Below are 23,937 nucleotides of genomic sequence, written 5' to 3'. Positions count from 1 at the left end.
ATTATTAATAATTCGGCAAAAATTAATATTTAAAATGATTTCGATTATATTTATTTATCTAACGGTCGCACAATTACCAAGTGGTCTCTTTTCGGTTGATTTAGCAATTTTAGTATAAATTCAATTTAAAGGTCTTTATAGCTAAAATAACTCCTATGAAAAACCAATTTATACTACTAATTTCTACCTTTTTATTATTCAGCTTCGCCTTACCTGAACCACTTCGCATATTTTTGATTGGCGATTCCACGATGGCCGATAAGATTCCTGCGGACTTTCCCGAGACTGGCTGGGGTATGCCATTTGCGAAATTATTCAATGAGGCAGTAGAAGTGCAAAATCATGCGTTTAACGGTCGGAGCACCAAAAGCTTCCGCCGCGAAGGTCGCTGGTCGAAAGTACAAGCTCAATTAAAAAAAGGCGATTATGTGTTCATTCAGTTTGGGCATAATGATGCCAAAGTAAGTGATACGTCTCGGTATGCCCCAGCTCAGACAGATTTTCGTGCCAATCTGATTCGCTATGTGAAGGAGACGCGCGCATCAGGTGCTACTCCAATTTTATTAACGCCAACGCAACGACGCAAGTTTGATTCAACCGGTGTTTTTGTCGATCAACATGCTGATTATCCGGCAGTTATTCGCGAAGTAGCGGCGCAGGAAAAAGTGATGTTGATTGATGTAGAGAAGGCGAGCAAATTGATTATCCAGCAAGAGGGGCCTGAAGGCGCGAAAAAAATATTCTTGCATTATCCGGTAGGCATATTTAAGAAATTCATGAAAGGAGTGGCGGATGATACACATTTCTCGCCCTATGGTGCGACGCGCATGGCAAATCTGGTGGCAGAGGCTTTAGCCAATTCAACAGAGCATTTGAAAAGCTTCTTACGTAAATCAGCTTTCAGCGAAAAATATGAATTCGAATTACCTGCCGTGGCAACGACAGCATTTAAAAGAGATACATTTAATATTGTACAATATGGAGCTAAGCGCGCGGTAGGGGTGTTGAACACGGGTGCGATTCAACAAGCGATTCAAACTGCAAACCAACAAGGCGGTGGGGTTGTCTTAATTCCTACTGGATTCTGGATCAGTGGGCCGATAACAATCTTATCGAATGTGAATTTGCATTTGGCGCAAGGTGCAGTTTTGCAGTTTAGTGATAATCCAAAAGATTACCCGTTAGTGCGCACAAATTGGGAGGGTGTAGATGCCATCAGGGCTCAATCTCCTATTTCAGCTTTGGGTGCTCGGAATATTGCCATAACGGGTCAGGGAATTATTGATGGTGCGGGGGAAGCGTGGAGACCGGTCAAGAAAGGGAAAATGACAGCGGGAGAATGGGATAATTTGGTTCGTTCGGGAGGAGTATTGGATTCGAAAAAAGAAACCTGGTACCCAACGGCTGGGGCGCTAAAAGCGTCTACGATGGATCGCCCAGGTGTCGTCGCGGCAGGGTTTACGGAGGCAAATACGGAGGAAATTAAGGAATTTGTCCGGCCAAATATGATCAGTTTACGGGAATGTGAACAAGTGTTATTGGAAGGTGTAGCGTTTCAAAATTCACCAGCTTGGAATATTCACCCACTGCTTTGCAAGCATGTAACCGTTGAAAATATCTCAGTAAAAAACCCGTGGTATGCACAGAATGGCGATGGAATTGATATCGAATCCTGTGAATATGTGACGGTGCGTAATTCACGTTTCGATGTGGGTGATGATGGAATTTGTCTAAAATCTGGCAAAGATGAGGAAGGTCGTAAACGCGGTCGGCCAAGTGCGCATATCATGATTGAGAATTGTGTTGTTTTCCATGGTCATGGTGGAGTGGTGGTCGGAAGTGAGATGTCGGGAGGTGTTCATGACTTGTATGTAAGGAACTGTCAGTTTTTAGGAACGGATGTGGGATTGCGATTTAAGACCGCACGCGGACGGGGCGGTGTCGTAGAAAACGTATTCATTCGGGACATTTCAATGAAAAATATAGCGGGCGAGGCGATTCTATTTGATATGTATTATCAAGGGAAAGATCCGGTGGCTACTTTTGGCGATGGAGGTGAGGCCCCTAAAATTGAATTGTTACCTGTCAATGAAGGAACGCCACAGTTTAGACATATTTTCGTTGAAAATGTGGTTGCCAAAGGAGCCGAAACTGGATTGTTGATTCGCGGCCTACCCGAAATGCCCATTCACCATATTCAACTTAGCAATTTAGATATTGAAAGTGTCCAAGGGTATCGGGTAATTGAGGCGCGGGATATTGTCTTGAAACAAGCAAAATTCACGGAGACTGGAGCGAAAAAATCGGAGTTATTTCATGTGAAAAACTGGAAAAATAATTAACCCCTTACCTTTGCCAATCCTCCAAGGTTTGGCAAAGGTAGGAGGAATATAGTTCAACTAATTGATAATTTTATGGCCTATCCATCCATTTATCTTTCATCTACAACTGAGGAATTGTTTCGCAGAATAGACCAACTGAATGCTCAAAGTCAAGGGCTTTGGGGCAAAATGACTGTTGGCCAAATGCTTTCACATTGTGCCGTTCCATATGAGCAAATTTTGGGATTAAATACGCTCCAACCACCTTTGCTGATGCGCATTATTTTGAATTTATTTCTCAAAAAATCCATGGTCAATGAAGTTCCGTACAAACAAAATTCACCTACCGCTCCGAGCTTTATTCGAACAGAGCAATATGATGTAGCTATAGAAAAGGAAAGATTAAAAGACTTAATCAAAACCATTCAAGAAATGGGCGCCAAAAAATTAGCTAGAACTCCTTCGTTAAGTTTAGGGAAACTCACTGCGACCGAATGGAATAATCTATTGTACAAACACTTGGATCACCACCTCCAACAATTTGGTGTTTAGCCTACCTTTGCCAATCCTCCAAGGTTTGGCAAAGGTAAGGGGGAAAAACTTCAAGTAACTGATATTTTTACTTGCGTAAAATCAAAATACTTGGATCCGTTACAAAGCGCCCAGCTTGATCACCATATAGCGCCAAACCTCCACGCGTAGACTCAAATCGAAGCACTAATTTTCCAGCTTTCAAAGCGGCTTGCCAAGCAGCTGGAGGAATCACACCTTGAACGATATACCCATAGGTTCCCGCCTCATCTAATTTTTTATTCCGCGCCTGATAATGCCACGAAAGCACTCCTTGGTGATCAGCAGGATCATCCGCTAAAACCGTCTCTAACGCCACAACTCCATTAGCCGAAACACGCATCGAGGAAGAGGATGGATACACATCCGTCTGCGGATAGGCATTCGGATTAACACTGGGATCAAAGGTGCCTTTACCCAACATATAATCTCCATCCATTTTACCACCATCAGGTCGATCTTTTCCTAAAATCGGCTTAGAGGAAGCCTCCACCATAAATCGAACCTCCGTAATATCACTTCCCGATATCGGGAATTCATATTCAAAGTAACCGGCACCTGCCCCGTTTACCTTTTGGCCCAAAACTCCAGTCCATTGCTTTTCCGGCCATTGCGAAGCACTATACCGCTCCACAGGAACGGAAACTAATTCCATTTTGGGATTCGACGGCTTTACATTTCCTTCCTCAACGATAATATGACCAAAATTCCGATGTAACACTTTTCCCGCAGGATCCATCAAAATGAAGCTGAGTGTATTGACTGATTTATCTTTTGGCAAAACCACAGACAAAGAATCCAACGCCCGAACATCCCAAGGAGCAAACTTTAATGGCAAATCCTTCGTCCAATGCGTTTGCTTTTCTCCCCATGCCGTCACACCAGCAAACGAAATTTTCAAACGCAGCCCACCTGACAAATTCGTCATGGATGACAGATGAAGCGGAATCTTAATGGTTTGGCCAGCCTTTCCAGCCCAAGTTATTTCCTGACCCGTCGAAACATAAAACGGCCCATGCAAATCCTTCAATGTCATCCCCGGCACAATTGCGCCCAACCCTGTTTCCTTCTCCGTCCGATCAAATTTATAATAGCCATTCCACTCATTAATCACATCATGATGTTCCGTATACAACCAACCAGCCATCTTCGGATGATTCCGAAACGAATTCATCGCCTTATGATAATCAAAGGTATAATCCACATCACCCGTACTTCCCTGATACCCCCACACATTCCCAAACTCCGAATTGATCATCGGCTGTGCCCCTTGCACATAGCCCTTTTCAAAATTCCACTGACTCCCCGGAAATACATTTTTAGATTGATCATCCATAACTTGATCCCACTCATAACCCGCCTGATACGCATGCCATGAATGAATATCCGTCTCCGTATGCCCCCGACCACAACAAATCGAATTATCTTCCACTAGGCGTGTCGGATCTAAGGATTTTGCCAAACGATAAACTGAAGCCACCCACTTTTGGGTTTCCGGGGTATAAACAGATTTCTTGTCGACCCGAGTAAACAAACCCCAAGTCTCATTAAACGTTATCCAAGAAAAAATCGCCGGATGATTAAAGTCGCGCTTCAACATCTCATGCAAGGTATATTCTGTCTCCTGACGCATATCGGCATCCGGCTCACCCCAGGAATTAGGAACGTCCGACATCACCAATAAACCCAACTTATCTGCCCAATATAACTTGCGTGGGATGTCCACCTTGATGTGCGTTCGAATCCCATTTAACCCGATTCGCTTGCTGCGAATGATTTCATCTTTCATAAATGCATCCGAAGGAAACGTATAAAATCCATCAGCATGATAGCTTTGGTCAAGCGCCAATTGCAAATACACCGGCTTATTGTTTAAGGCAATGTAAGGAATCTTAGAACCCGGCAAAGGCGTCACCGAAATCTTCCGAAATCCGAAATATCCTTTCACCTGATCATCCCCCAAACGCAGCGACAAATCATATAAATATGGATCTTCTAGTGACCATAAACGTGGTTTTGCCAATTTCAACGTAAGCTCCGCAACAGCTGCACCTTTCTTCACAGGCATGCTTGCCGACTGCCCATTGGCAAGTCTAACTTGTAAAACGGCATCTTTTGACGCCACACCCCCTAAATAGGTTTTGATCCGAACAGAACCCTTGTCAATATCCGGGTACACCGCATAATGGTCAATGTAATCCGATCCCCGCGCATCCAAATAGACCGTCTGCCAAAGCCCCCGCGCATTCCCATACCCCTGCTTCCCATATAAGGTAAACATCCGCCGCTTATCATCCACACGAATGTCGACTGATTGAATACCTGCTTTCAAAAATGACGTGACATCAAAATCAAACGGCGTATATCCGCCTTTATGCTCGCCAACAAATTTGCCATTTACATACACAGACGTATGCCAATCAGAAGCTCCAATGTTCAAAAACACACGCTTGGAACCCCAAACAGCAGGCACTTGGAATGTCCGGTGATACCATGCCACATCGGCTTCATCCTTTACACCAGAAAGCTTCGATCCCCAAGGGAAAGGAACCTGAATTTTATGTGCAAATTTGGATGGAATAACGAAGGTGGAATCAAAGGTAAAATCCCAGGGACCATTTAAATTCAACCACTGTGACCGCATTAAATCAGGCCTCGGATGTTCCGGAAGGGGTTGAGTTGTTTTTTGTGCAAATACAAAGGAGTTAGCCCCCATTAATAGGAGTATCAATAGTTTTTTCATAGGTTTAGATTTACACAAGGGTAAATTGCGCGAAACAAATTTGGCAAATTTTCTGATTGTTTCAGCTAATTTTTAATTTAATAGGTAATTTTACGGCCATGAGTCAATTAGAAGAATTAAAAAAGAAGATCCCTACACAAATAGCTGTAATCGGAGGAGGTAGTTGGGCAACAGCACTTGTTAAAATTTTATCTGAAAACCAGGTCAAAATTAAGTGGTGGATCCGTCGGAAATCGGACGTTGACTTTATCCGAAAATACAACCACAACCCAAGCTACCTTACAGATGTAGCCATCAACCCCCGCAAAGTAAAAACATACAGTAAAATGTCTGACGCCTTAGCAGGTGTTGAATATATCATTTTAGCTGTACCCGCTGCATTTATTCCAGCCACCTTAAAAGATTTAAACCAAAAACACTTCGAAGGAAAGAAAATTGTGTCCGCAATTAAGGGCATGATTCCAGAAGAAAATTTGTTGGTCACAGACTGGATGGAAAAAGCATTCAATGTGCCCATCAGCCAAACCTGTGTGATTGCCGGCCCATGTCACGCTGAGGAGGTCGCACTCGAAAAACAGTCGTATTTGACTATTGCATCGCCTTCTTTGGCAGTTGCGCAATCCTTTTCGAATTTACTGAACAGTCGATTTTTGCAAGCTCATGCCATCGAAGATCTCTATGGCGTTGAATATTGCGCGGTTATCAAAAACATCATTGCGATCGCTTGCGGAATTACCCGTGGCTTGGGATTTGGCGACAACTTTCAGGCGGTTCTTGTCAGTAACGCCATGCAAGAAATTAAGATTTTCTTAGATGTGGTCTACCCCGAAGCTAAACGCGACTTAAATAGCTCTGGATATCTTGGGGACTTATTAGTGACGGCTTATTCCCAATTTTCCCGTAACCGTACGTTTGGAAACATGATAGGTAAAGGATATTCCGTTAAATCTGCGCAGATTGAAATGAACATGATCGCAGAAGGGTATTATGCCGTTCGCAGTATTTATTCGATTTCCCGTCAGCACCAAATTCACCTTCCCATCATCGAGGCTGTCTACAACATCGTGTATGAGAAGGCAAATCCACAGGTGGAAATGAATAAGTTAAAAGGATTCTTAAAGTAAGAAGGACTTAATTAATGCCGCCGTTGATGCCAAAGATTCTTGCGAAGGTTTCAACTTTTCTTGCGAAAAATTAATGTCCAACATACGATTCATCGGCACCAAATGCACATGCGCATGTGGGACTTCTAGGCCAATAACAGCCACACCTACCCGTTTACATGGAATCGCCTTTTTGATAGCTGGTGCAACTTTTTGCGCAAATTTCATCAAGTCTCCAAGCAATTCAGGCTCCAAATCAAAGATATAATCTACCTCCTGCTTGGGAATAACCAACACATGTCCTTCGACTAAGGGCATCACGTCTAAAAATGCCATAAAACGATCATCCTCCGCGATCAAATGACACGGAATTTCTCGATTCACAATTTTGGTAAATATCGTCGCCATACTAGTCGATGCGTTTAAGATTACACTTGGTAATCGGCTTAATAATCAAAGGTACCTTTTCCAATTTCACCGCATCACTATCTAAACCAAAATACTTATCCTCCGAATGCGTAAACTGCTTCACAAAGAAGTGCGCTTTCATAACCAAACGATCCATAAATGGCATCTCGTTATCATAAGATAAGAATTTCTCTAGGACAACAAATCGGAAATCACCGATCACATTTTGCTCATTTAATGACTTATAACGTGACGTAATATCCACTTCACCTCTAGCCACCATCTCCTCAACAACCTTACGGAAGTATAAATTAATGCGTTGCTCCACACGGAAACCTAATTTGAAATTCACCTTAATAATATCGTCACGCTCAATCACCGTCACTTTATAATCCATGGTATATGGATCATCCATCGTATCCACGTGAACAAACCAGTAGATATCCGCTTTCTTCGGTCGGCGTTGAAAAATCGAATAGATAATCTTCGATTCAATATCCGTCACCCGCGCGGCATTGGACATAAAGACCAAGTGAGTTGCGTATTTAGGAATTGTTTCATCCTTACTTAATTCTTTGAGCGGCTCGATGTAGTCGGCCAACTTTTCATATTCGGTTAATTTTTTCTTAATACGTGTTGCACGGAACCAAACCCACATAAGTAGGATGATTACTCCGGCAATAAATAGTGAAACATAACCACCATGCCAGAACTTTTGGAGATTTGCAACTAAGAAAGCACCTTCTAAAGAAACATAGACCACTAAAAATAATAAGATCCACCACATGTCAACTTTCTTGATATGCAAGTAATACGCCATCAGAGAAGTTGTCATTAACATCGTCATCGTAATGGCCAAACCATAGGCAGCTTCCATATTTGCCGATTCACGGAACCACAAAACAACGCCTACGCAACCCATCCAAAGCAATAAATTAATGGAAGGAACGTACAATTGACCTTTTTGATCTGATGGATAAATCAAACGAACACGTGGCCAGAAGTTCAAACGGATGGCTTCAGAAATCAATGTAAATGATCCTGAAATCAAGGCCTGCGATGCAATCACGGCGGCGGCAGTGGCCAACATGATTCCGGAGAATAAAAATTGGACCCCTAATTCAGATTTCAACAATTCAAATATTGGCTTTTTAACCCCCAATAAAGTTCCATTATGTGACAATAACCAAGCTCCTTGTCCAAAATATTGAAGTAACAAAGCGACCTTAACAAACATCCACGAAACACGAATATTGTCCCGACCGCAATGCCCTAAATCAGAATAGAGTGCTTCTGCTCCTGTGGTACACAAAAATACAGCTCCTAAACTCCAGAAACCCGCCGTTCCGGACTGATGCGTCGTCAATAACTCCCAAGCATATGTTGGATTGATAGCCCGTAAAATAGACCAATCATTTTCGATACCGAGTATACCAGTAAAAGCTAACATTCCGAACCAAGCCAACATAACCGGACCAAAAAATTTACCAACTATTTTCGTTCCTAGAATTTGAAATAAGAATAAACAAGATAAAATAACGATCACAATAGGTACCGTATCCGTCACAAATGGCGTTCCATCCGCATGATGCAACATACGCAGACCTTCCACCGCTGAAGAAACTGAAATGGGAGGCGTAATGATACCATCAGCTAAAAGCGTGGCCCCACCGATGATGGCAGGTAAAGTTAACCATTTGGCATGCCTCCGAACCAATGCGAAAAGTGCAAATATTCCACCTTCACCCTTGTTGTCTGCGCGCAAGATTAAGATTACATATTTCAATGTAGTCTGCAAAGTCAATGTCCAGAAGATACAAGATAAACCACCTAAGACCGTTAACTCATTGATTGGGTTGTCGCCAATGATGGCCTGCATTACGTAGAGCGGAGATGTTCCGATATCCCCATAAATGATCCCCATGGCTACCAAAAGGCCGGCAGCCGTCATTTTATTCTTGTGTTTGTGTTCCATTTAACTAAAAGGGTAGTAAACGTATTTTCAAATAAAAATGCTTTAACGTAAGAGTGCAAAAAATGCCCAAAATTGTACTATTTCATACCATTTTCTTGAAATATTTCAAGAAGTGGAGGCAAATATAGTTCAATGTTTTTGATATCAAATAAGGATCAAAAATTTTTAATCAAAAGCCTGATGGCATGGAGTTTAGCGCGTATAGTAATACCCGAAAATGATATTCATTTCGTCTTCTGACGTGAGACCAAAGTTGATGTCTTTCGCTGTATCATTGACATACGTAACAACAGAAGTTAAGCCTTCACCGGCTTGTAGATTGATGGGGACTTCGTAGTTAATTACCTTAGGGTGCTCCCAATCGGTGTTTTCGTAAATAATCTCACCGTTTCTCGCTCCACCTTTTATACGTATTTGAAACAACTTACCCTTTGCATGAAAATGAGATGTTAGGGAAACCACCACCACATCTTTGTCAAATTTAAAATCACGCGTTATCGTAGTCGTCTGCTTAGCCGGAAGCGTAAAATTAGTAACACCAAAATCAATCATTTGAACTACTTTTTTGACTTGATCCGCAGGTACTGTATATAGGTTCACATAATTTTCCCCATAAAGTGGCTCCTTCGTTCGATTAAAATAATGTGGGTTCAAATCCACCGAAGCATTGGCGGGCAATTGAAGCGCCATACCTGCTGGGAACGTGTAATCTGAATTTGGATCCGTACCACCGCCTAAAAAAATGTGATTAGACATTTGCAAAAATGTCAATATGTTTAGAGAGTTGTCTAAATTTCTTAAATCACGAATCTCATCTTCTTTAGGGAGCACCGATTTATTCCTAAAATCATAAATAACCATGTGATGGCTATTCGACCGGGATTTTAATTTAATCCGGGATACATACACGGGTGCGGCGTTATTCAAGGGTCTGCGCACAAAAAGTTCGCGCTCAAAATTTGGAGGGACAACAAAGCGCTCAACCTTTAACTGGACGCCCGCTTTACCTTCTTCGGATGGAGAAGGCAGTGGTATGAAATTTGCATCCTCAACAAAACTAGGTGTTTGATCATCTAACAAGGTAGGATCCGCCACTTCACCCGCGAGCGGCGCACCTGCATCAATCCATTTTTGAACAAATGAGAGTTGGCCTTTACTAATTGGCTTGCCACCCAACGGCATGGGAGCACCATAATTAACTAAACCATGATGCGCCAAATCCCAATTTAACTTGTGAAAAAATAAACTTTCATTCGAAGCAAACTTCTTAACACGCGGAATAGACCGAGCCAAGGCCGCCGCATTGACAGAGGGCACGCCTACTAAATTAGCATATGCTTTCCCCTTAACCAAGATGAGCTTATGCTGAGCAAAGCTGGCATCTTTCTCCGAAAAATGGCATCCAGATGTCGCACAACTTGGCGTTAAAAATTTATCCTGCAATGCATCAAACGACGCAATTACCTTGGATTGAGGCGCTGGCGTAACACCCGGATCCGTAGCCTCTTTCGAACAGGCAAACGCTAAAATTGAAACGAATATCCAGCCTTTTTTCATCGTAAAAAATACATATCATGTTGTTCTCCCGGCTCAATCCGCAAGACACGCCCCAGCACAAGCAAGACTAATTTACGCGACGCTAGCCATATAGGCAATCCCGATTTTAAGGCAAATTCAGCTAATGTAATCACCTCATTTTCGCGTAAATACTCCATTAACCATTTCTCGGAATCTCCATAAGCAAACGTTAATCCCGGATCATGCTCACGACGTAAAATTTGCTTCATTTCTTTACTTGCTTTCACCGTCCTATCCTTGACCCGCACATAGCAAACTGGATTAGAGTCTGATTCCAACTGCACAAAATGAGGCTTATCCACACTTTCAAAGACGTGATACACCAAGACGGAACGTCCATTCTCCAAAGGAATACGGTATACATTATAGGTGAATGCAGGAAAACAGTAGGTATTTATTGCTTTTTCCAACAAAAACTGATCTTCCTCCACAAACTTAGAACCTTCAATGTGGCCTTCATCAGATACGCCCACAAATAAATGACCGCCATCTGAATTCGCAAAAGCAACCAACTCTTTGATAATCTTTTCTGGGAACTTTACCTTCATCTTAAACTCCAACCGCTGCCCCTCGCCATGGCGAACCAAATGCTTCAGATTGCGCAAATCCAAAAATAGATCTGCGTCTTCTCCAGACACTTCATCCAACAAAATTTCATTCCCTGTGCGCATGGTAGTAAAACTCATTTCAATTTAACAAAGTTTTAAAACATTCACATTTTATTTTACTTAGTATAGCAATTCAATAGACTTTGTATATCTTTGTCAAAATTTTAGTAAATGATCCCGGAAAATTTCGAAAAATCCATCCTTCCTTTATCTCTTGACGAAAGACTTGCCCAAATCGCACTTCTTTTTCAAGGTAAAAAATTGGTATTTTCCACCTCATTTGGACAAGAAGACCAAGCGATTACCTACGCAATCGCTTCGCAAAAATTAGCCATAGAAATTTTTACGTTAGATACCGGTCGGCAATTTCAAGAGTCCTATGAACTCATCGACCTAACAGTCAAAAAATTAGGATTCAACCTGACCACCTTTTTCCCGCAAACAGCTGCCGTGGAAGAACTCGTAGCTAAAAAAGGGTTTAACTCTTTCTACGCATCGGTCGAAAACCGGAAGGAATGTTGTTTCATACGCAAAATTGAACCTTTAAACCGAGCACTTCAAGGTGCAGATGTGTGGATTACTGGGTTGCGCGCCGAACAATCAGAGAATCGGGCGGACATGCCCATGATTGAGTGGGATGCGCAGAAGAACCTATATAAAATCAATCCACTGATTGATTGGTCTTTTGAAACCCTTGAAAAATACTTAACTGAACATAAAATACCCCAAAACCCACTACATAAAAAAGGGTTTGTATCGATCGGATGTGCGCCATGCACGCGTGCGATCAGTGAAGGTGAACATCCCCGCGCAGGTCGCTGGTGGTGGGAGAATTCACAAAAAGAATGTGGTTTACACGCCTAATAGTTGTTTATGAATACGTACCAAGATAAAATCGGCCATTTCCCGCGTCAGCTTGAAGATGAGTCCATATACATTATGCGTGAGGTTGCGGCACAATTTGAACGCCCTGCGTTGCTTTTTTCAGGTGGAAAAGATTCCATTACGCTGGTTCGTTTAGCCCAAAAGGCATTCTTTCCAGGTAAAATTCCATTCCCGCTCGTGCACATTGACACAGGCCACAACTTTCCAGAAACAATCGAATTTCGCGATTGGTTAGCCAAAGAAACTGGGGCCGAATTAATTGTACGTTATGTGCAAGATTCGATCGACCAAGGGAAAGCCAAAGAAGAAACAGGCAAATATGCCTCACGAAATGTCTTGCAAACCGTAACGCTGTTAGATACGATTGAAGAATTTAAATTTGATGCATGTATTGGCGGCGCACGCCGTGACGAAGAAAAAGCTCGCGCCAAAGAACGGATCTTCTCTGTTCGCGACGACTTCGGACAATGGGATGCGAAACGCCAACGCCCCGAATTATTTGACATGCTGAATGGCCGTATTGCCGTAGGTGAAAATGTTCGCGTTTTCCCGATCTCCAACTGGACCGAATTAGATGTTTGGAACTACATCAAGGAAGAAAAAATGGAAATTCCATCCATCTATTTTTCGCACAAACGTCAAGTAATTGAGCGTGACGGCATGCTTTGGGCTGATTCCGAACACCTTAATAAAGAAGCAGACGAGATTCCATTTGAAGCAACAGTTCGATTCCGCACCGTAGGCGACATGACCTGCACCGCAGCGGTTGCTTCCGATGCCACCGAAATCGATATCATCATCGAAGAAATTCTTTCAGCCGAAATTTCGGAACGTGGCGCCCGCATCGACGATAAACGTTCGGAAGCAGCGATGGAAAAAAGGAAACAACAGGGGTATTTTTAATCAAGCGAAGAAAGACAATGGATATATTACGCATAGCAACTGCCGGTTCTGTTGATGACGGAAAAAGCACCTTGATCGGTCGTTTATTATATGAGACCAACTCAATTACCAAAGATAAAATTGAAGCACTCGAAACCGCTTCGAAACGCAAAGGGCTTGATTTCTTAGACCTTTCGCTTTTGACGGACGGCCTAATCGCAGAACGCGAGCAAGGAATCACCATCGACGTAGCGCATATTTATTTCTCTACCCCTACCCGTAAATACATCATTGCCGATACCCCGGGGCACGTGGAATATACCCGGAACATGGTAACAGGTGCTTCCAATGCCAAGGTTTCCTTAATTCTAGTGGACGCGCGTCAAGGATTAGTCGAACAAACCGCACGCCACTTGTCGATTGCGGCCATGCTGCGCATTCCCAAAGTGATTATTTGTATCAACAAAATGGATTTGGTTCAATACCAAGAATCCACTTTTGAGGAAATAAAAGCCAGTTTAACCGAACTCGTAGCACAGACAACATTCGCAGGACAAGAAGTTTGTTTCCTGCCCATCTCATCATTATACGGTCAAAATATAACTACCAAAGCAGAACACATGCCTTGGTTTTCAGGAAATACCTTATTAGGCGAGTTAGAGGCTTTTGAATATGCGGAGACATTGGCACATGCTCCAGCTCGTTTTCCGGTACAGTTTGTCGTTAGACCCATGACCGAAGCCTACCACGATTTCCGTGGTTACGCAGGTAAAATAAGTTCAGGTACGTTCCAAGTTGGCGATGCGATTCGCGTATTACCCACGGGCCAAGAGAGCACCATTGCGACGATCGAAAAATTTGAAACAAAATTATCGACTGCCATCGCTGGCGATTCGGTGGTGATTACTTTGTCTACCGACATCGATATTTCACGTGGGAATACGATTGTTTTGGCCAACGAATCCGCTGCACCGCAATTGAAAGATTTTTCGGCACAGGTTTGTTGGCTTGATCACCAAGCACTTACTCCAGGTAAAACGTATTTATTACAGCACGGCATTAACATCACCAAAGCTAAAATTTCGCAAATCACAGAACGTTTGGACGTTGTTGCACAGACAGCTACGGAAGGAGTTGACTCGCTGAAGCTGAATGAAATTGGGCGCATTGCGTTGCGTACGGCACAGCCGATTAGCGCAGATGTGTATGCAAAAAACCCATCCAATGGGGCCTTTATTTTAATTGATGAATTTTCGAATTCAACAGTTGGCGTAGGGTTCGTTCAATAAAACTTATTGAAATTTCTTAGGGGCGTACAGGAAACCAAAAGCCTGTGCGCCTTCTTTCGTATGTACTTCATGGTGCACATAATGCGCTTTCATAATGCGCTTCATGTACCGACTCGTCGCTTTGTATTTAATTTTGATCCGACGATGCACGATAATGTCGTGGAAAATAAAATAGAAGATTCCGTAAGTCGCAATGCCTAAACCGATATAAAACAAGGGCCAAAGCTCAGGAATCTCAGCTCCTGCAATGATCGTAAGTGTAGATGAAATACCAAAAACAACCGAGAATAAATCGTTTTTCTCAACCGGATCATGATGATGTACATGATGTGACTGATGCCAGTGCCACATAAAACCATGCATGATGTACTTATGCGTCAACCACGCGACGCCTTCCATTCCGATAAAAGTAACCAACCACAAGAGAATTCCCATTTGAAACTTTTTGAATTTTAACCCAAAATTACACGGAATTGTTTTAAAAATCGACCGCCTCCTTTGGCATAATTCAATTATCTTTGTAGGCTATAAATGACCGCATTGCTTTTATGATTGATAAAAATTACGCCCCCCAGGAAATCGAACAAAAATGGTACGCTTATTGGTTGGAGAATAAGGTCTTCGCTTCGAAACCTAACCCAGCAAAAGAAGCGTATTCCATCGTCATTCCGCCACCCAATGTCACCGGGGTGTTGCACATGGGGCACATGTTGAATAATACGATTCAAGATGTTTTAATCAGAAAAGCACGCATGGAAGGCAAAGAGGCTTGTTGGGTCCCTGGAACCGACCACGCCTCCATCGCCACAGAAGCAAAGGTCGTAGCCATGCTGAAAGAAAAAGGCATTGAGAAAAAAGACATTACCCGCGAAGAATTCTTGAAACATGCCTTCGAATGGAAGGACAAATACGGCGGAATTATCCTCGACCAATTAAAGAAATTAGGTGCTTCATGTGACTGGGATCGTACCCGTTTTACGATGGAACCATCTTTGTATGAGGCAGTTATAGACACTTTTGTACGTTTATACAACAAGGGTTTGATTTACCGTGGTGTCCGAATGGTCAACTGGGATCCGCAGGGAAAAACAGCTTTGTCGGACGAGGAAGTGATTTACAAAGATGTTCAGGCCAAATTATACCATATCCAATATCCTTTAGTGGACGGCTCTGGATTTGTGACGATTGCCACAACCCGACCAGAAACCATCATGGCCGATGCCGCCATTTGCGTTAATCCAGCGGACGAACGCTATGTTCATTTACATGGAAAAAAGGTGCGTATTCCATTAATCGATCGTGAAATCAGCATTATCCCAGATGAATATGTGACGCTGGATTTTGGAACAGGTTGCCTAAAAGTAACCCCTGCCCATGATTTAAATGACTACGAATTAGGCTTGAAACACAAATTACCTGTCATCGATATCTTGAATGACGATGGTACATTAAATGAAAAGGCGGTATTATTTGTGGGCGTTGATCGTTTCGAAGCCCGTAAACGTATCTTTAAGCAATTAACCGCAGAAGGTTATTTAGTCAAAACGGACGAATACAAATCGACCGTAGGGACTTCCGAGCGTACAGGTGCGGTCATCGAACCGAAATTATCCTTGCAATGGTTCATGAAAATGGAAGAGTTGGCAAAGCCAGCATTGGATAATGTCATGAATGACAACATTCAATTACACCCTGCCAAATTCAAAAATACGTACCGTTCATGGATGGAAAATGTGCGTGACTGGTGTATATCAAGGCAGTTATGGTGGGGCCAACAAATCCCTGCATTTTACATGGAAGATGGCACAGTGATTGTGGCCAAAGACAAAAAAGAAGCTTTGCGTATTGCGCGAGATAAATACCAATTATTCGCTTTGGTCGAAGATGATTTGACGCAAGATCCGGATGTATTGGATACATGGTTTTCATCATGGTTATGGCCAATTTCGGTATTTGACGGAATTGAAAACCCTACTAATGAGGAAATCAATTACTACTACCCGACCAATGATTTAGTTACGGGACCCGATATTTTATTCTTCTGGGTAGCTCGTATGATTATGGCGGGATATGAATGGCGGGATGAATTGCCATTTAAAAATGTCTATTTAACCGGTATTGTTCGGGATAAACAAGGACGCAAAATGTCCAAATCACTCGGCAATTCACCTGATCCTTTGGAGTTAATTGAGCGTTTTGGTGCGGATGGTGTTCGTTCAGGTTTATTGTTTTCGGCTCCTGCTGGAAATGACTTGTTGTTCGATGACAAATTATGTGAGCAAGGAAGAAACTTCTCGAATAAAATATGGAATGCATTCCGCCTGTTAAAAGGTTTGGAGGTTGTTCCTGGAGCATCTTTGCCAGAGCATACGTTGGCGACCGCATGGTTTGAATCCAAATTAAACCAAACGATTATTGACGTTCAAGACCACTTCAGTAAGTTCCGAATTTCAGACGCATTGCTAAGTATTTACAACTTGGTGTGGGATGATTTCTGCGGTAAGTATTTGGAGATCATTAAGCCAGCTTATCAAAGCCCAATTCACGCAGACACCTTGCATGCGGCATTGGGATTATTTGATTCTTTAATGCGCTTAATGCATCCGTACATGCCATTCATCACGGAGGAAATCTGGCAATCTATTGCCCATAGAAGCGAAAAAGGCACTATTTGCACAGCCGAGTACCCTGCAGCGGGCAAAGTTGACGAAGCTTTAGTCGCGCAATTTGATGTCGTTTTTGAGGTCGTAACGAAGGTGCGAGAAATTCGTAATTCGAAGCAATTATCACCAAAATTAGCTTTACCACTTTGCATTAAATCAGAACAACCTGTGGCCTATGCGGCAGTTGAAGCCATCATGTTAAAATTGGCCAATTTAGAATCGATTAGTTTTATTACAGAACCGATTGCAGATGCGCAGACCTTTGTGGTGAAGTCGGACCAGTTCTTTGTTCCGATGGCAAACGATGAAGATCCGGCGGTTTTAAAGGCCGAATCTCAAAAGGAATTGGACTATTTGCTAGGCTTTAAGAAATCAGTTGAGGCAAAATTGGCAAATGAAAAATTCGTTCAAAATGCAAAAGGGGATTTAGTGGAGCGTGAGCGCCAAAAGCTATCTGATGCGGAGAATAAAATCAAATCGTTGCAAGAACTTTTAGCACGTTTGGGATAATGAAACGTTGGATTGGGCTATTTATCGGTTTATGCTTAGCATCCTGTTCTTCCAAAAAAGAAGAAGAAGTAGTCACATCATTGCCTGATATCAAATGGGACATGCAGCGATTGGACCGAGCGATTGCACTAGCTTCATCAGAAGCAGCGATTGATTCCATACTCAAAAAACACCCGGAATTAGGGATTGGCTATTTCAGCTGTCCGCCTGAAAAAACACCGTTATTGGCGCGCGATTTATACCAACTATTCAAAAATCCTGCGTTGAGAAAATTTTACGATCAGAGCCAGGATAGTAGTTTCTTTGGAGGAGATCGGCTGGAGAAAGAGTTGAAAATTGCTTTTCAGCGTGTGCAAAAGGAGTTTCCTGGGATGAAGACGCCAAAAATCAGAACAGTCTTTTCGGGATTCGGAGGATTGGGAAGTGAATTTACAGCCCAACATCTGCAAGTAACGGATTCGCTGATCGTGATTGGCTTGGATTTTTTCATGGGGAAAAAGGGTTTGTATCTACCTCCAAATGTGTATGATTATCAATTGCGCCGACTGGAACCTCGTGCGTTAGTAGGCCAAGTTATGCTTCAATATTCTGCGTTTTTAAATAAGCAAAATGAGGAAGACCACACCTTGCTGAGTGACATGATTTGGTATGGAAAGGGCTATGCGTTTACCAAAACGATCGTGCCTGAAGTTTCCGACAGCCTTCTGTTTGGCTATACGGCGCAAGAGTTGCTGGAGACAAATGCCTTTCAGAAACAAGTTTGGGAGCATTTTATTGATAAGAAGTTATTGTTCAATAAAGAGGAATTAATTAAAAGTAAGTATTTGGGTGAGCGGCCTAAAACACCAGAAATTGGTCCAGCATGTCCAGGTTCAATCGGTCGTTGGGTCGGCTATACGATTGTACAGCATTATTGGGCCGCTAATCCAAAGCTCAGCATATCAAAAATTATGGCAGATCAGGATTTTAATCGCATATTTTTAAAGTCGGCCTACCGAGGTGAGCCATTAACGAGTAATTAGGCATGGCAAAACGACACGAGAAAATGGGTGCGGGAGTTGATCCCAAAGATAAAGTCAAGGTAGACAAGAAGGGCTTAGAAAAGGCCTTGAAAATATTCCGCTTTGTCATTCCATACAAATGGACATTTGGTTTTGGGATGATGTTCTTGTTGCTGTCGAATTTAACGACGATGAGTTTCCCTTTGTTGATTGGGGAAATGACAAAGGTGATAGAAGGAAAATCCAAGTACTTGATTAATGAAGTGACTATTTTCTTCTTTGCCATTTTGATTGTGCAGGCTATCTTATCGTTTATACGTATTTACACATTTGCGCAAGTTTCAGAAAAATCGATGCGGGATGTTCGTCAAACGTTGTATGCGAAAATCATCACCATGCCTATTTTTCATTTTGAAAAACGGCGTGTGGGGGAATTGATGAGTCGAATCACATCGGATATCACGCAATTGCAGGATGTACTGTCAATAACATTGGCCGAATTTTTTCGTCAGATATTCACGTTAATTGGCGGTATTGCTTTAATCACGTATTTATCATGGAAGTTGACACTATTCATGTTGGCCACCTTCCCTGTCTTGGTTATTGCTGCTATCGTTTTTGGCAAGTTTATTCGCAAGATCTCGAAAAAGTCACAAGATGAATTAGCTGAAACTAACATCATTGTGGAGGAAACATTTCAATCAATTCAAGCGGTTAAGTCCTTCACGAATGAGTCGTATGAAGTGAACCGATATACACAATCGTTAAATAAGGTTATTGAGGCGGCATTAAAGGCGGCCACGATGCGTGGAGCTTTTGTGAGTTTTGTGATTTTTGCCTTGTTTGGTGGGATTGTCGGGGTTGTTTGGTATGGCGCTCAATTGGTTGCTCAGGGGGATATGATCTTAGCGGATTTGTTAACCTTTATATTTTACACGGCGTTTATTGGAGGATCCGTGGGTGGCTTAGGTGATATTTATGCGCAATTACAAAAAACGATAGGTGCATCAGATCGTATATTGGAAATATTGGAGGATCCTTCTGAGGTACATTTAGCTGATGAAGCTAAGGAGGCTTCGATTGAATTTGGCACCATAGAGCTCAAAAACATACACTTTTCGTATCCGAGCAGGCCTTCGGTGGAAATTTTGAAGGGAATTTCGATACGTATTGAACCGGGTCAAAAGGTAGCGATTGTGGGTACTTCTGGAACGGGGAAATCGACATTGGCTCAATTAATGATGCGCTTCTATGAGCCTAATTCAGGTGAAATTGAATTAAATGGCACGAATATCAATGCGTATTCGGTAAATGCGTGGCGAAAGATGTTGGCCCTTGTACCTCAGGAAGTATTATTATTTGGAGGAAGTATCCGTGAAAATATTGCCTATGGCAAACCAGGTGCTACACAAGCTGAAATTGAACGTGCGGCAGAGCAGGCGTATGCCCGTGAATTTATTGAGTCGTTCCCGGAGAAATGGGATACGTTGGTGGGTGAGCGCGGCGTTAAATTGTCTGGTGGCCAGCGCCAGCGGATTGCGATTGCGCGAGCCATATTAAAGGATCCTAAGTTTTTATTGTTGGACGAAGCTACAAGTGCCTTGGACTCTGAATCCGAAAAATGGGTACAGTCGGCCTTAGAGGAATTAATGAAAAATAGGACAAGTTTAATCATTGCGCATCGGTTGTCGACGATTCGTTCAGCGGATCAAATTATCGTGATGGAGTCGGGCAAAATTGTAGAGGCTGGAACGCATGAGGAACTGCTTGCAAAGAAGCAAAGTGTTTACCGTAAAATGGTATCGTTACAAACAGAACATTTAGGATGACAAAATTAGCTGCTTTTTCGTTACGAAATACCCCATGCCGAGAGGCGGTGTTACGCGCATTTGAGGATGCTGGATATGCCTTAAGTCAGGGAGATATTGAGCAACATTTGTTATCGCATTTTGATCGGGTTACCATTTACAGAACATTAAAAACCTTCTTGACATCTGGAATGATCCATAAGGTTTTAGATGATCAGGGTAGTATTAAATATGCTTTGTGCAAAACAGTTTGTCAGCATGAGGGTCACCAGCATGATCATGTGCATTTCAAATGTATCCAATGTGGGCAGACCACGTGTTTGGAAACGGTGCATATCCCAAATATTCCATTACCGGAACACTTTATTAAGCAGGAGAGTAATTTATTGATTCAAGGTATCTGTAAGCCGTGTAGTTTACAGGGATAGTTCTTTTTTGACAAAGTCTTTCACCTGATCATGTAGCATATACCGTTTCTGACGTTTATCCAGTTGGGAGCTTACGCGTAAAATGGCGTTTTTCTCTCCGGTGATTATGGTTAATTTCGAGTTAAGTTCTTTGATGACTGTTGACCTGCGGAATCGCTGCGTGTCGGCCCCTAATTGAGTAATCCCTAAAATCTCATTAACATGCTCTACATCGAGACCTGCTTGCGCACTTTCCTTTAAAAATTGGTTTAAAAGGGCTAACTGTACCTCATCAAAATGACCTCCTATTTGTGGAGTAATGACAGGTTTTTGCGCATTGGAACTATTAGTTTTGCCAAATAACTTCATTACTGTCCAGAAGCATAAGGCGGCTACTAGTAACATAATGAAGGCATAAAACCAATTAGTCTGATACCACGGTTTGTCTGTTAGGTATCCGAGGAATTTAGCTTTTTTGACGATTTCATGCAGATTGACCAACTTTGATTCATTGGCAAGATGCATATCATTCGAATATTTGGTCCCTAAAACCCATTCATTATGGAAAAAAATATTGGGTTTCTCTACGGTCATACTGAAGAAAGGGAATCGCGAAAATTCCATATTGATATCTTCGTATTCATAAATACGTAGGTCCCGAGGGTCGATAAATGTGATGGTGACATGTCCTTTAGACCCTAGTGGGAAGAGCACAAAATATTTTCCGGTATATAGGACGCGAACGCGGCTATCGATAGGTAGTTTACTGAATACATCTTTCAGATAAGGATGTGAAATTTGACCTAAATTTTTCCATGTTCTCGTGGCAAAGGAGAACTCGAATATGTCATTCATTAAATCAAGACTACCAAAATTCTGACTAATGTCGTTCGAAAAATTGGATATGGTAATCAATTTGTCTTGCTCGGGGAGGTAGGCAGTGTAACCTCGGTAAATTGCGGTGGGGACATCTCCACTGACAGAAACGCCTTCCCATTCTTTTATCTGGGGATCAAAATAGGTAATGTGGTTGTTTGTTTCCCAAAATCCATATCCACCCACCTGATAGTATTGGCCTTTACGAATAAAACTATATGATCCACAATTATCACCACGAAAATACGTACGGTCAAGCCTTTTAATCGTTTTGGCATTCAGATCAAGACTAAAGACTTGATTGGTGCATTCTAGAAATAGAATGAATTGATTCGGTGTGTTTGTCGCAATTGTTTTGAATTCAGATTCCTTTCGAATTTCAGAAATGGAAAATGAATCAATGGCGATGGGTCCTGTTTCTACCCAATGTTTTTTATCAATGAGCGTTTGGTGCGTTTTGGTACCAAAGTCGATCCGATTTGCTTGCTTGGTAATGGGATTAAGAAAATGTGCGAATGGCCCGCCATATACGAGGGGCGCCAAAAGACATAGCAGGACAGTAATGTAATTGCGAAGCATTTGACAAAGATAAGGAAAAGATAAGGAAAAGAGTGGGAAGTAGTAGACAGTGGTTAGTAGTCAGTGGTCAGTAACCAGTGTATAGTCCGGAGGGAATGAGTCCGGAGGAGAGGTAAGAGGTAAGAGGTAAGAGGTGAGAAGTAAGAGCTTTATGTTCCCTTCGGACTATCTCCCTTCGGACTAATCTCCTCCGGACTCATTCCCTCCGGACTGACGACTAGCGACTAGTGACTAGCGACTTTTTGGGGCATAAAAAAACCGCTCTCTTACGAGGCGGTCTTTCATAAATAACTTGGAGCTTACTTACTTTCCCGGGTTTGATCCCAGTATCATCAGCGGTGCGGGGCTTAACTTCTCTGTTCGAGATGGGAAGAGGTGAACACCCGTCCTATCGGCTCCATACTTTTTACAAGGTCTTAGCCTTTTTCCATATTGTGAGATAAAATAAACAGCAGTGTGTAAATTAATAAAATGTAAGCTTTCGGGTAATTAGTACTACTCGACTTTGACATTACTGCCTTTACATCTGTAGCCTATCGACCGTGTCGTCTACACGGACCCTTCATGGAATACTCATCTTCAGGTCAGTTTCGCACTTAGATGCTTTCAGCGCTTATCTGGTCCCGACGTGGCTACTCAGCTATGCCCTTGGCAGAACAACTGATATACCAGCGGTCAGTCCAACTCGGTCCTCTCGTACTAAAGTCAGAACCTGTCAATATTCCTACGCCCACAACAGATAGGGACCGAACTGTCTCACGACGTTCTGAACCCAGCTCGCGTGCCACTTTAATCGGCGAACAGCCGAACCCTTGGGACCTTCTCCAGCCCCAGGATGTGACGAGCCGACATCGAGGTGCCAAACCTCCCCGTCGATGTGAGCTCTTGGGGGAGATCAGCCTGTTATCCCCAGAGTACCTTTTATCCTTTGAGCGATGGCTGTTCCATACTAAACCACCGGATCACTATATCCTACTTTCGTACCTGATCGACTTGTCGGTCTCACAGTCAAGCTCCCTTTTGCTATTGCACTCTACGCACGGTTACCAAGCGTGCTGAGGGAACCTTTGAAAGCCTCCGTTACTCTTTTGGAGGCGACCACCCCAGTCAAACTACCCACCAAGCAATGTCTCCCCTTTGGGGATTAGAATTCCAGTACAAGAAGGGTGGTATTTCAACGTTGGCTCCCCGATGCCTAGCGACACCGGCTCACAGCCTCCCACCTATCCTACACATCCAGTACCAAAACTCAATGCTAAGCTATAGTAAAGGTTCATGGGGTCTTTCCGTCCCGTTGCGGGTAAACGGCATCTTCACCGTTACTACAATTTCACCGAGCTCACGGCTGAGACAGTGCCCAGATCGTTACACCATTCGTGCAGGTCGGAACTTACCCGACAAGGAATTTCGCTACCTTAGGACCGTTATAGTTACGGCCGCCGTTTACTGGGGCTTCAGTTCAATGCTTCGCCTTGCGGCTAACATCCCCCCTTAACCTTCCAGCACCGGGCAGGTGTCAGGCCTTATACGTCATCTTTCGATTTAGCAAAGCCATGTGTTTTTGTTAAACAGTCGCCTGGGCCATTTCTCTGCGGCCACGATTGCTCGTGGCTCCCTTTATCCCGAAGTTACAGGGTTAATTTGCCGAGTTCCTTAGCCGTGATTCACTCGAGCGCCTTAGAATATTCTTCTCGACCACCTGTGTCGGTTTACGGTACGGGTTACTTATTA

General features: G+C 42.8%; 17 protein-coding genes, 1 rRNA gene and 1 other annotated feature (1 of these 19 only partly in view). Of the genes, 10 read left to right on the top strand and 8 right to left on the bottom strand.

Annotated features, from left to right (window positions below; translation table 11 throughout):
- Positions 1–155: 155 nt before the first annotated feature.
- Both U0R10_RS00095 and U0R10_RS00090 read left to right on the top strand, forming a co-directional pair.
- Positions 156–2,342, top strand: coding sequence for a glycosyl hydrolase family 28 protein (locus tag U0R10_RS00095; RefSeq protein ID WP_377981640.1), 2,187 nt, complete (start codon positions 156–158; stop codon positions 2,340–2,342).
- A gap of 72 nt (positions 2,343–2,414) precedes the next feature.
- On the top strand, positions 2,415–2,873 hold the full coding sequence (locus U0R10_RS00090; RefSeq protein WP_377981639.1) for a DUF1569 domain-containing protein: 459 nt from the start codon (positions 2,415–2,417) through the stop codon (positions 2,871–2,873).
- A 67-nt stretch (positions 2,874–2,940) separates the two neighbouring features.
- Here U0R10_RS00090 and U0R10_RS00085 read toward each other — a convergent pair whose 3' ends face one another.
- Entirely contained in the window at positions 2,941–5,634 is a 2,694-nt protein-coding gene (locus U0R10_RS00085) for a glycoside hydrolase family 2 protein (RefSeq protein WP_377981638.1), read from the bottom strand.
- Between the two features lie 98 nt (positions 5,635–5,732).
- On the opposite strand from U0R10_RS00085, the gene U0R10_RS00080 reads away from it, so the two are divergent.
- Complete coding sequence (locus U0R10_RS00080) at positions 5,733–6,758, top strand: NAD(P)H-dependent glycerol-3-phosphate dehydrogenase (protein ID WP_377981637.1); 1,026 nt, start codon at positions 5,733–5,735, stop codon at positions 6,756–6,758.
- On the opposite strand, the gene U0R10_RS00075 is transcribed toward U0R10_RS00080, so the two are convergent.
- From U0R10_RS00075 to U0R10_RS00060, 4 genes are all read right to left on the bottom strand, one after another.
- On the bottom strand, positions 6,750–7,145 hold the full coding sequence (locus U0R10_RS00075) for an HIT family protein (RefSeq protein WP_377981636.1): 396 nt from the start codon (positions 7,143–7,145) through the stop codon (positions 6,750–6,752). The genes U0R10_RS00080 and U0R10_RS00075 overlap by 9 nt on opposite strands.
- A 1-nt stretch (position 7,146) precedes the next feature.
- The gene (locus U0R10_RS00070) at positions 7,147–9,120 is read right to left on the bottom strand and encodes a KUP/HAK/KT family potassium transporter (protein WP_377981635.1); all 1,974 of its coding nucleotides are present in this window, start codon (positions 9,118–9,120) and stop codon (positions 7,147–7,149) included.
- 192 nt (positions 9,121–9,312) lie between these two features.
- On the bottom strand, positions 9,313–10,677 hold the full coding sequence (locus U0R10_RS00065) for a hypothetical protein (RefSeq protein WP_377981634.1): 1,365 nt from the start codon (positions 10,675–10,677) through the stop codon (positions 9,313–9,315).
- A complete protein-coding gene (locus tag U0R10_RS00060; RefSeq protein WP_377981633.1) occupies positions 10,674–11,384 on the bottom strand; it encodes an AlbA family DNA-binding domain-containing protein in 711 nt (236 codons plus the stop codon). Before U0R10_RS00060 ends, U0R10_RS00065 begins: the two co-directional genes overlap by 4 nt.
- A gap of 93 nt (positions 11,385–11,477) precedes the next feature.
- On the opposite strand from U0R10_RS00060, the gene U0R10_RS00055 reads away from it, so the two are divergent.
- Genes U0R10_RS00055 through U0R10_RS00045 form a run of 3 tightly spaced genes read left to right on the top strand, consistent with a single transcriptional unit; the run spans position 11,478 to position 14,362 of the window.
- Positions 11,478–12,170, top strand: coding sequence for a phosphoadenylyl-sulfate reductase (locus U0R10_RS00055; RefSeq protein WP_377981632.1), 693 nt, complete (start codon positions 11,478–11,480; stop codon positions 12,168–12,170).
- 9 nt (positions 12,171–12,179) lie between these two features.
- Positions 12,180–13,094, top strand: a complete 915-nt coding sequence (gene cysD / locus U0R10_RS00050) for a sulfate adenylyltransferase subunit CysD (protein ID WP_377981631.1) — start codon at positions 12,180–12,182, stop codon at positions 13,092–13,094.
- Positions 13,095–13,111: 17 nt separating this feature from the next.
- Positions 13,112–14,362 carry a sulfate adenylyltransferase subunit 1 gene (locus U0R10_RS00045; RefSeq protein ID WP_377981630.1) on the top strand — a complete coding sequence of 417 codons (1,251 nt, stop codon included), beginning with the start codon at positions 13,112–13,114 and terminating at the stop codon, positions 14,360–14,362.
- Between the two features lie 3 nt (positions 14,363–14,365).
- On the opposite strand, the gene U0R10_RS00040 is transcribed toward U0R10_RS00045, so the two are convergent.
- The gene (locus U0R10_RS00040) at positions 14,366–14,797 is read right to left on the bottom strand and encodes a sterol desaturase family protein (RefSeq protein WP_377981629.1); all 432 of its coding nucleotides are present in this window, start codon (positions 14,795–14,797) and stop codon (positions 14,366–14,368) included.
- A gap of 113 nt (positions 14,798–14,910) precedes the next feature.
- Here U0R10_RS00040 and U0R10_RS00035 point away from each other — a divergent pair, with 113 nt between their 5' ends.
- From U0R10_RS00035 to U0R10_RS00020, 4 genes are read left to right on the top strand one after another with little or no spacing between them, the layout of a single operon-like run.
- Complete coding sequence (locus U0R10_RS00035; RefSeq protein WP_377981628.1) at positions 14,911–17,535, top strand: valine--tRNA ligase; 2,625 nt, start codon at positions 14,911–14,913, stop codon at positions 17,533–17,535.
- A complete protein-coding gene (locus U0R10_RS00030; protein ID WP_377981627.1) occupies positions 17,535–18,557 on the top strand; it encodes a gliding motility protein GldB-related protein in 1,023 nt (340 codons plus the stop codon). Before U0R10_RS00035 ends, U0R10_RS00030 begins: the two co-directional genes overlap by 1 nt.
- Before the next feature lie 2 nt (positions 18,558–18,559).
- Complete coding sequence (locus U0R10_RS00025) at positions 18,560–20,365, top strand: ABC transporter ATP-binding protein (protein WP_377981626.1); 1,806 nt, start codon at positions 18,560–18,562, stop codon at positions 20,363–20,365.
- Entirely contained in the window at positions 20,362–20,772 is a 411-nt protein-coding gene (locus U0R10_RS00020; protein ID WP_377981625.1) for a Fur family transcriptional regulator, read from the top strand. The genes U0R10_RS00025 and U0R10_RS00020 overlap by 4 nt, the downstream gene beginning before the upstream one ends.
- Here the strand turns inward: U0R10_RS00020 and U0R10_RS00015 are convergent.
- Positions 20,761–22,206 carry a hypothetical protein gene (locus U0R10_RS00015; protein ID WP_377981624.1) on the bottom strand — a complete coding sequence of 482 codons (1,446 nt, stop codon included), beginning with the start codon at positions 22,204–22,206 and terminating at the stop codon, positions 20,761–20,763. The two genes, U0R10_RS00020 and U0R10_RS00015, sit on opposite strands and share 12 nt — an antisense overlap.
- A gap of 290 nt (positions 22,207–22,496) precedes the next feature.
- Positions 22,497–22,608: ribosomal RNA gene (rrf, locus tag U0R10_RS00010) — 5S ribosomal RNA — on the bottom strand.
- 67 nt (positions 22,609–22,675) lie between these two features.
- Positions 22,676–23,937, bottom strand: a sequence feature (mutual gap in cmsearch alignment for this rRNA model is longer than 100) (it continues 1,669 nt past the right edge of the window).

The sequence above is a fragment of the Aquirufa avitistagni genome (genome assembly GCF_042715545.1).
In the GTDB taxonomy this organism is placed as follows: domain Bacteria; phylum Bacteroidota; class Bacteroidia; order Cytophagales; family Spirosomataceae; genus Aquirufa; species Aquirufa avitistagni.
This window is presented reverse-complemented; position numbering and strand designations above follow the sequence as displayed.

Excerpts from the sequence above, each read along its gene's own strand:
- U0R10_RS00025 (WP_377981626.1), top strand. The coding sequence starts at position 18,560 with ATGGCAAAACGACACGAGAAAATGGGTGCGGGAGTTGATCCCAAAGAT.
- U0R10_RS00070 (WP_377981635.1), bottom strand. The coding sequence starts at position 9,120 with ATGGAACACAAACACAAGAATAAAATGACGGCTGCCGGCCTTTTGGTA.
- U0R10_RS00060 (WP_377981633.1), bottom strand. The coding sequence starts at position 11,384 with ATGAGTTTTACTACCATGCGCACAGGGAATGAAATTTTGTTGGATGAA.
- U0R10_RS00040 (WP_377981629.1), bottom strand. The coding sequence starts at position 14,797 with ATGGGAATTCTCTTGTGGTTGGTTACTTTTATCGGAATGGAAGGCGTC.
- U0R10_RS00045 (WP_377981630.1), top strand. The coding sequence starts at position 13,112 with ATGGATATATTACGCATAGCAACTGCCGGTTCTGTTGATGACGGAAAA.
- U0R10_RS00090 (WP_377981639.1), top strand. The coding sequence starts at position 2,415 with ATGGCCTATCCATCCATTTATCTTTCATCTACAACTGAGGAATTGTTT.
- U0R10_RS00080 (WP_377981637.1), top strand. The coding sequence starts at position 5,733 with ATGAGTCAATTAGAAGAATTAAAAAAGAAGATCCCTACACAAATAGCT.
- U0R10_RS00020 (WP_377981625.1), top strand. The coding sequence starts at position 20,362 with ATGACAAAATTAGCTGCTTTTTCGTTACGAAATACCCCATGCCGAGAG.
- U0R10_RS00095 (WP_377981640.1), top strand. The coding sequence starts at position 156 with ATGAAAAACCAATTTATACTACTAATTTCTACCTTTTTATTATTCAGC.
- U0R10_RS00035 (WP_377981628.1), top strand. The coding sequence starts at position 14,911 with ATGATTGATAAAAATTACGCCCCCCAGGAAATCGAACAAAAATGGTAC.
- U0R10_RS00065 (WP_377981634.1), bottom strand. The coding sequence starts at position 10,677 with ATGAAAAAAGGCTGGATATTCGTTTCAATTTTAGCGTTTGCCTGTTCG.
- U0R10_RS00055 (WP_377981632.1), top strand. The coding sequence starts at position 11,478 with ATGATCCCGGAAAATTTCGAAAAATCCATCCTTCCTTTATCTCTTGAC.
- cysD (WP_377981631.1), top strand. The coding sequence starts at position 12,180 with ATGAATACGTACCAAGATAAAATCGGCCATTTCCCGCGTCAGCTTGAA.
- U0R10_RS00030 (WP_377981627.1), top strand. The coding sequence starts at position 17,535 with ATGAAACGTTGGATTGGGCTATTTATCGGTTTATGCTTAGCATCCTGT.
- U0R10_RS00015 (WP_377981624.1), bottom strand. The coding sequence starts at position 22,206 with ATGCTTCGCAATTACATTACTGTCCTGCTATGTCTTTTGGCGCCCCTC.
- U0R10_RS00075 (WP_377981636.1), bottom strand. The coding sequence starts at position 7,145 with ATGGCGACGATATTTACCAAAATTGTGAATCGAGAAATTCCGTGTCAT.
- U0R10_RS00085 (WP_377981638.1), bottom strand. The coding sequence starts at position 5,634 with ATGAAAAAACTATTGATACTCCTATTAATGGGGGCTAACTCCTTTGTA.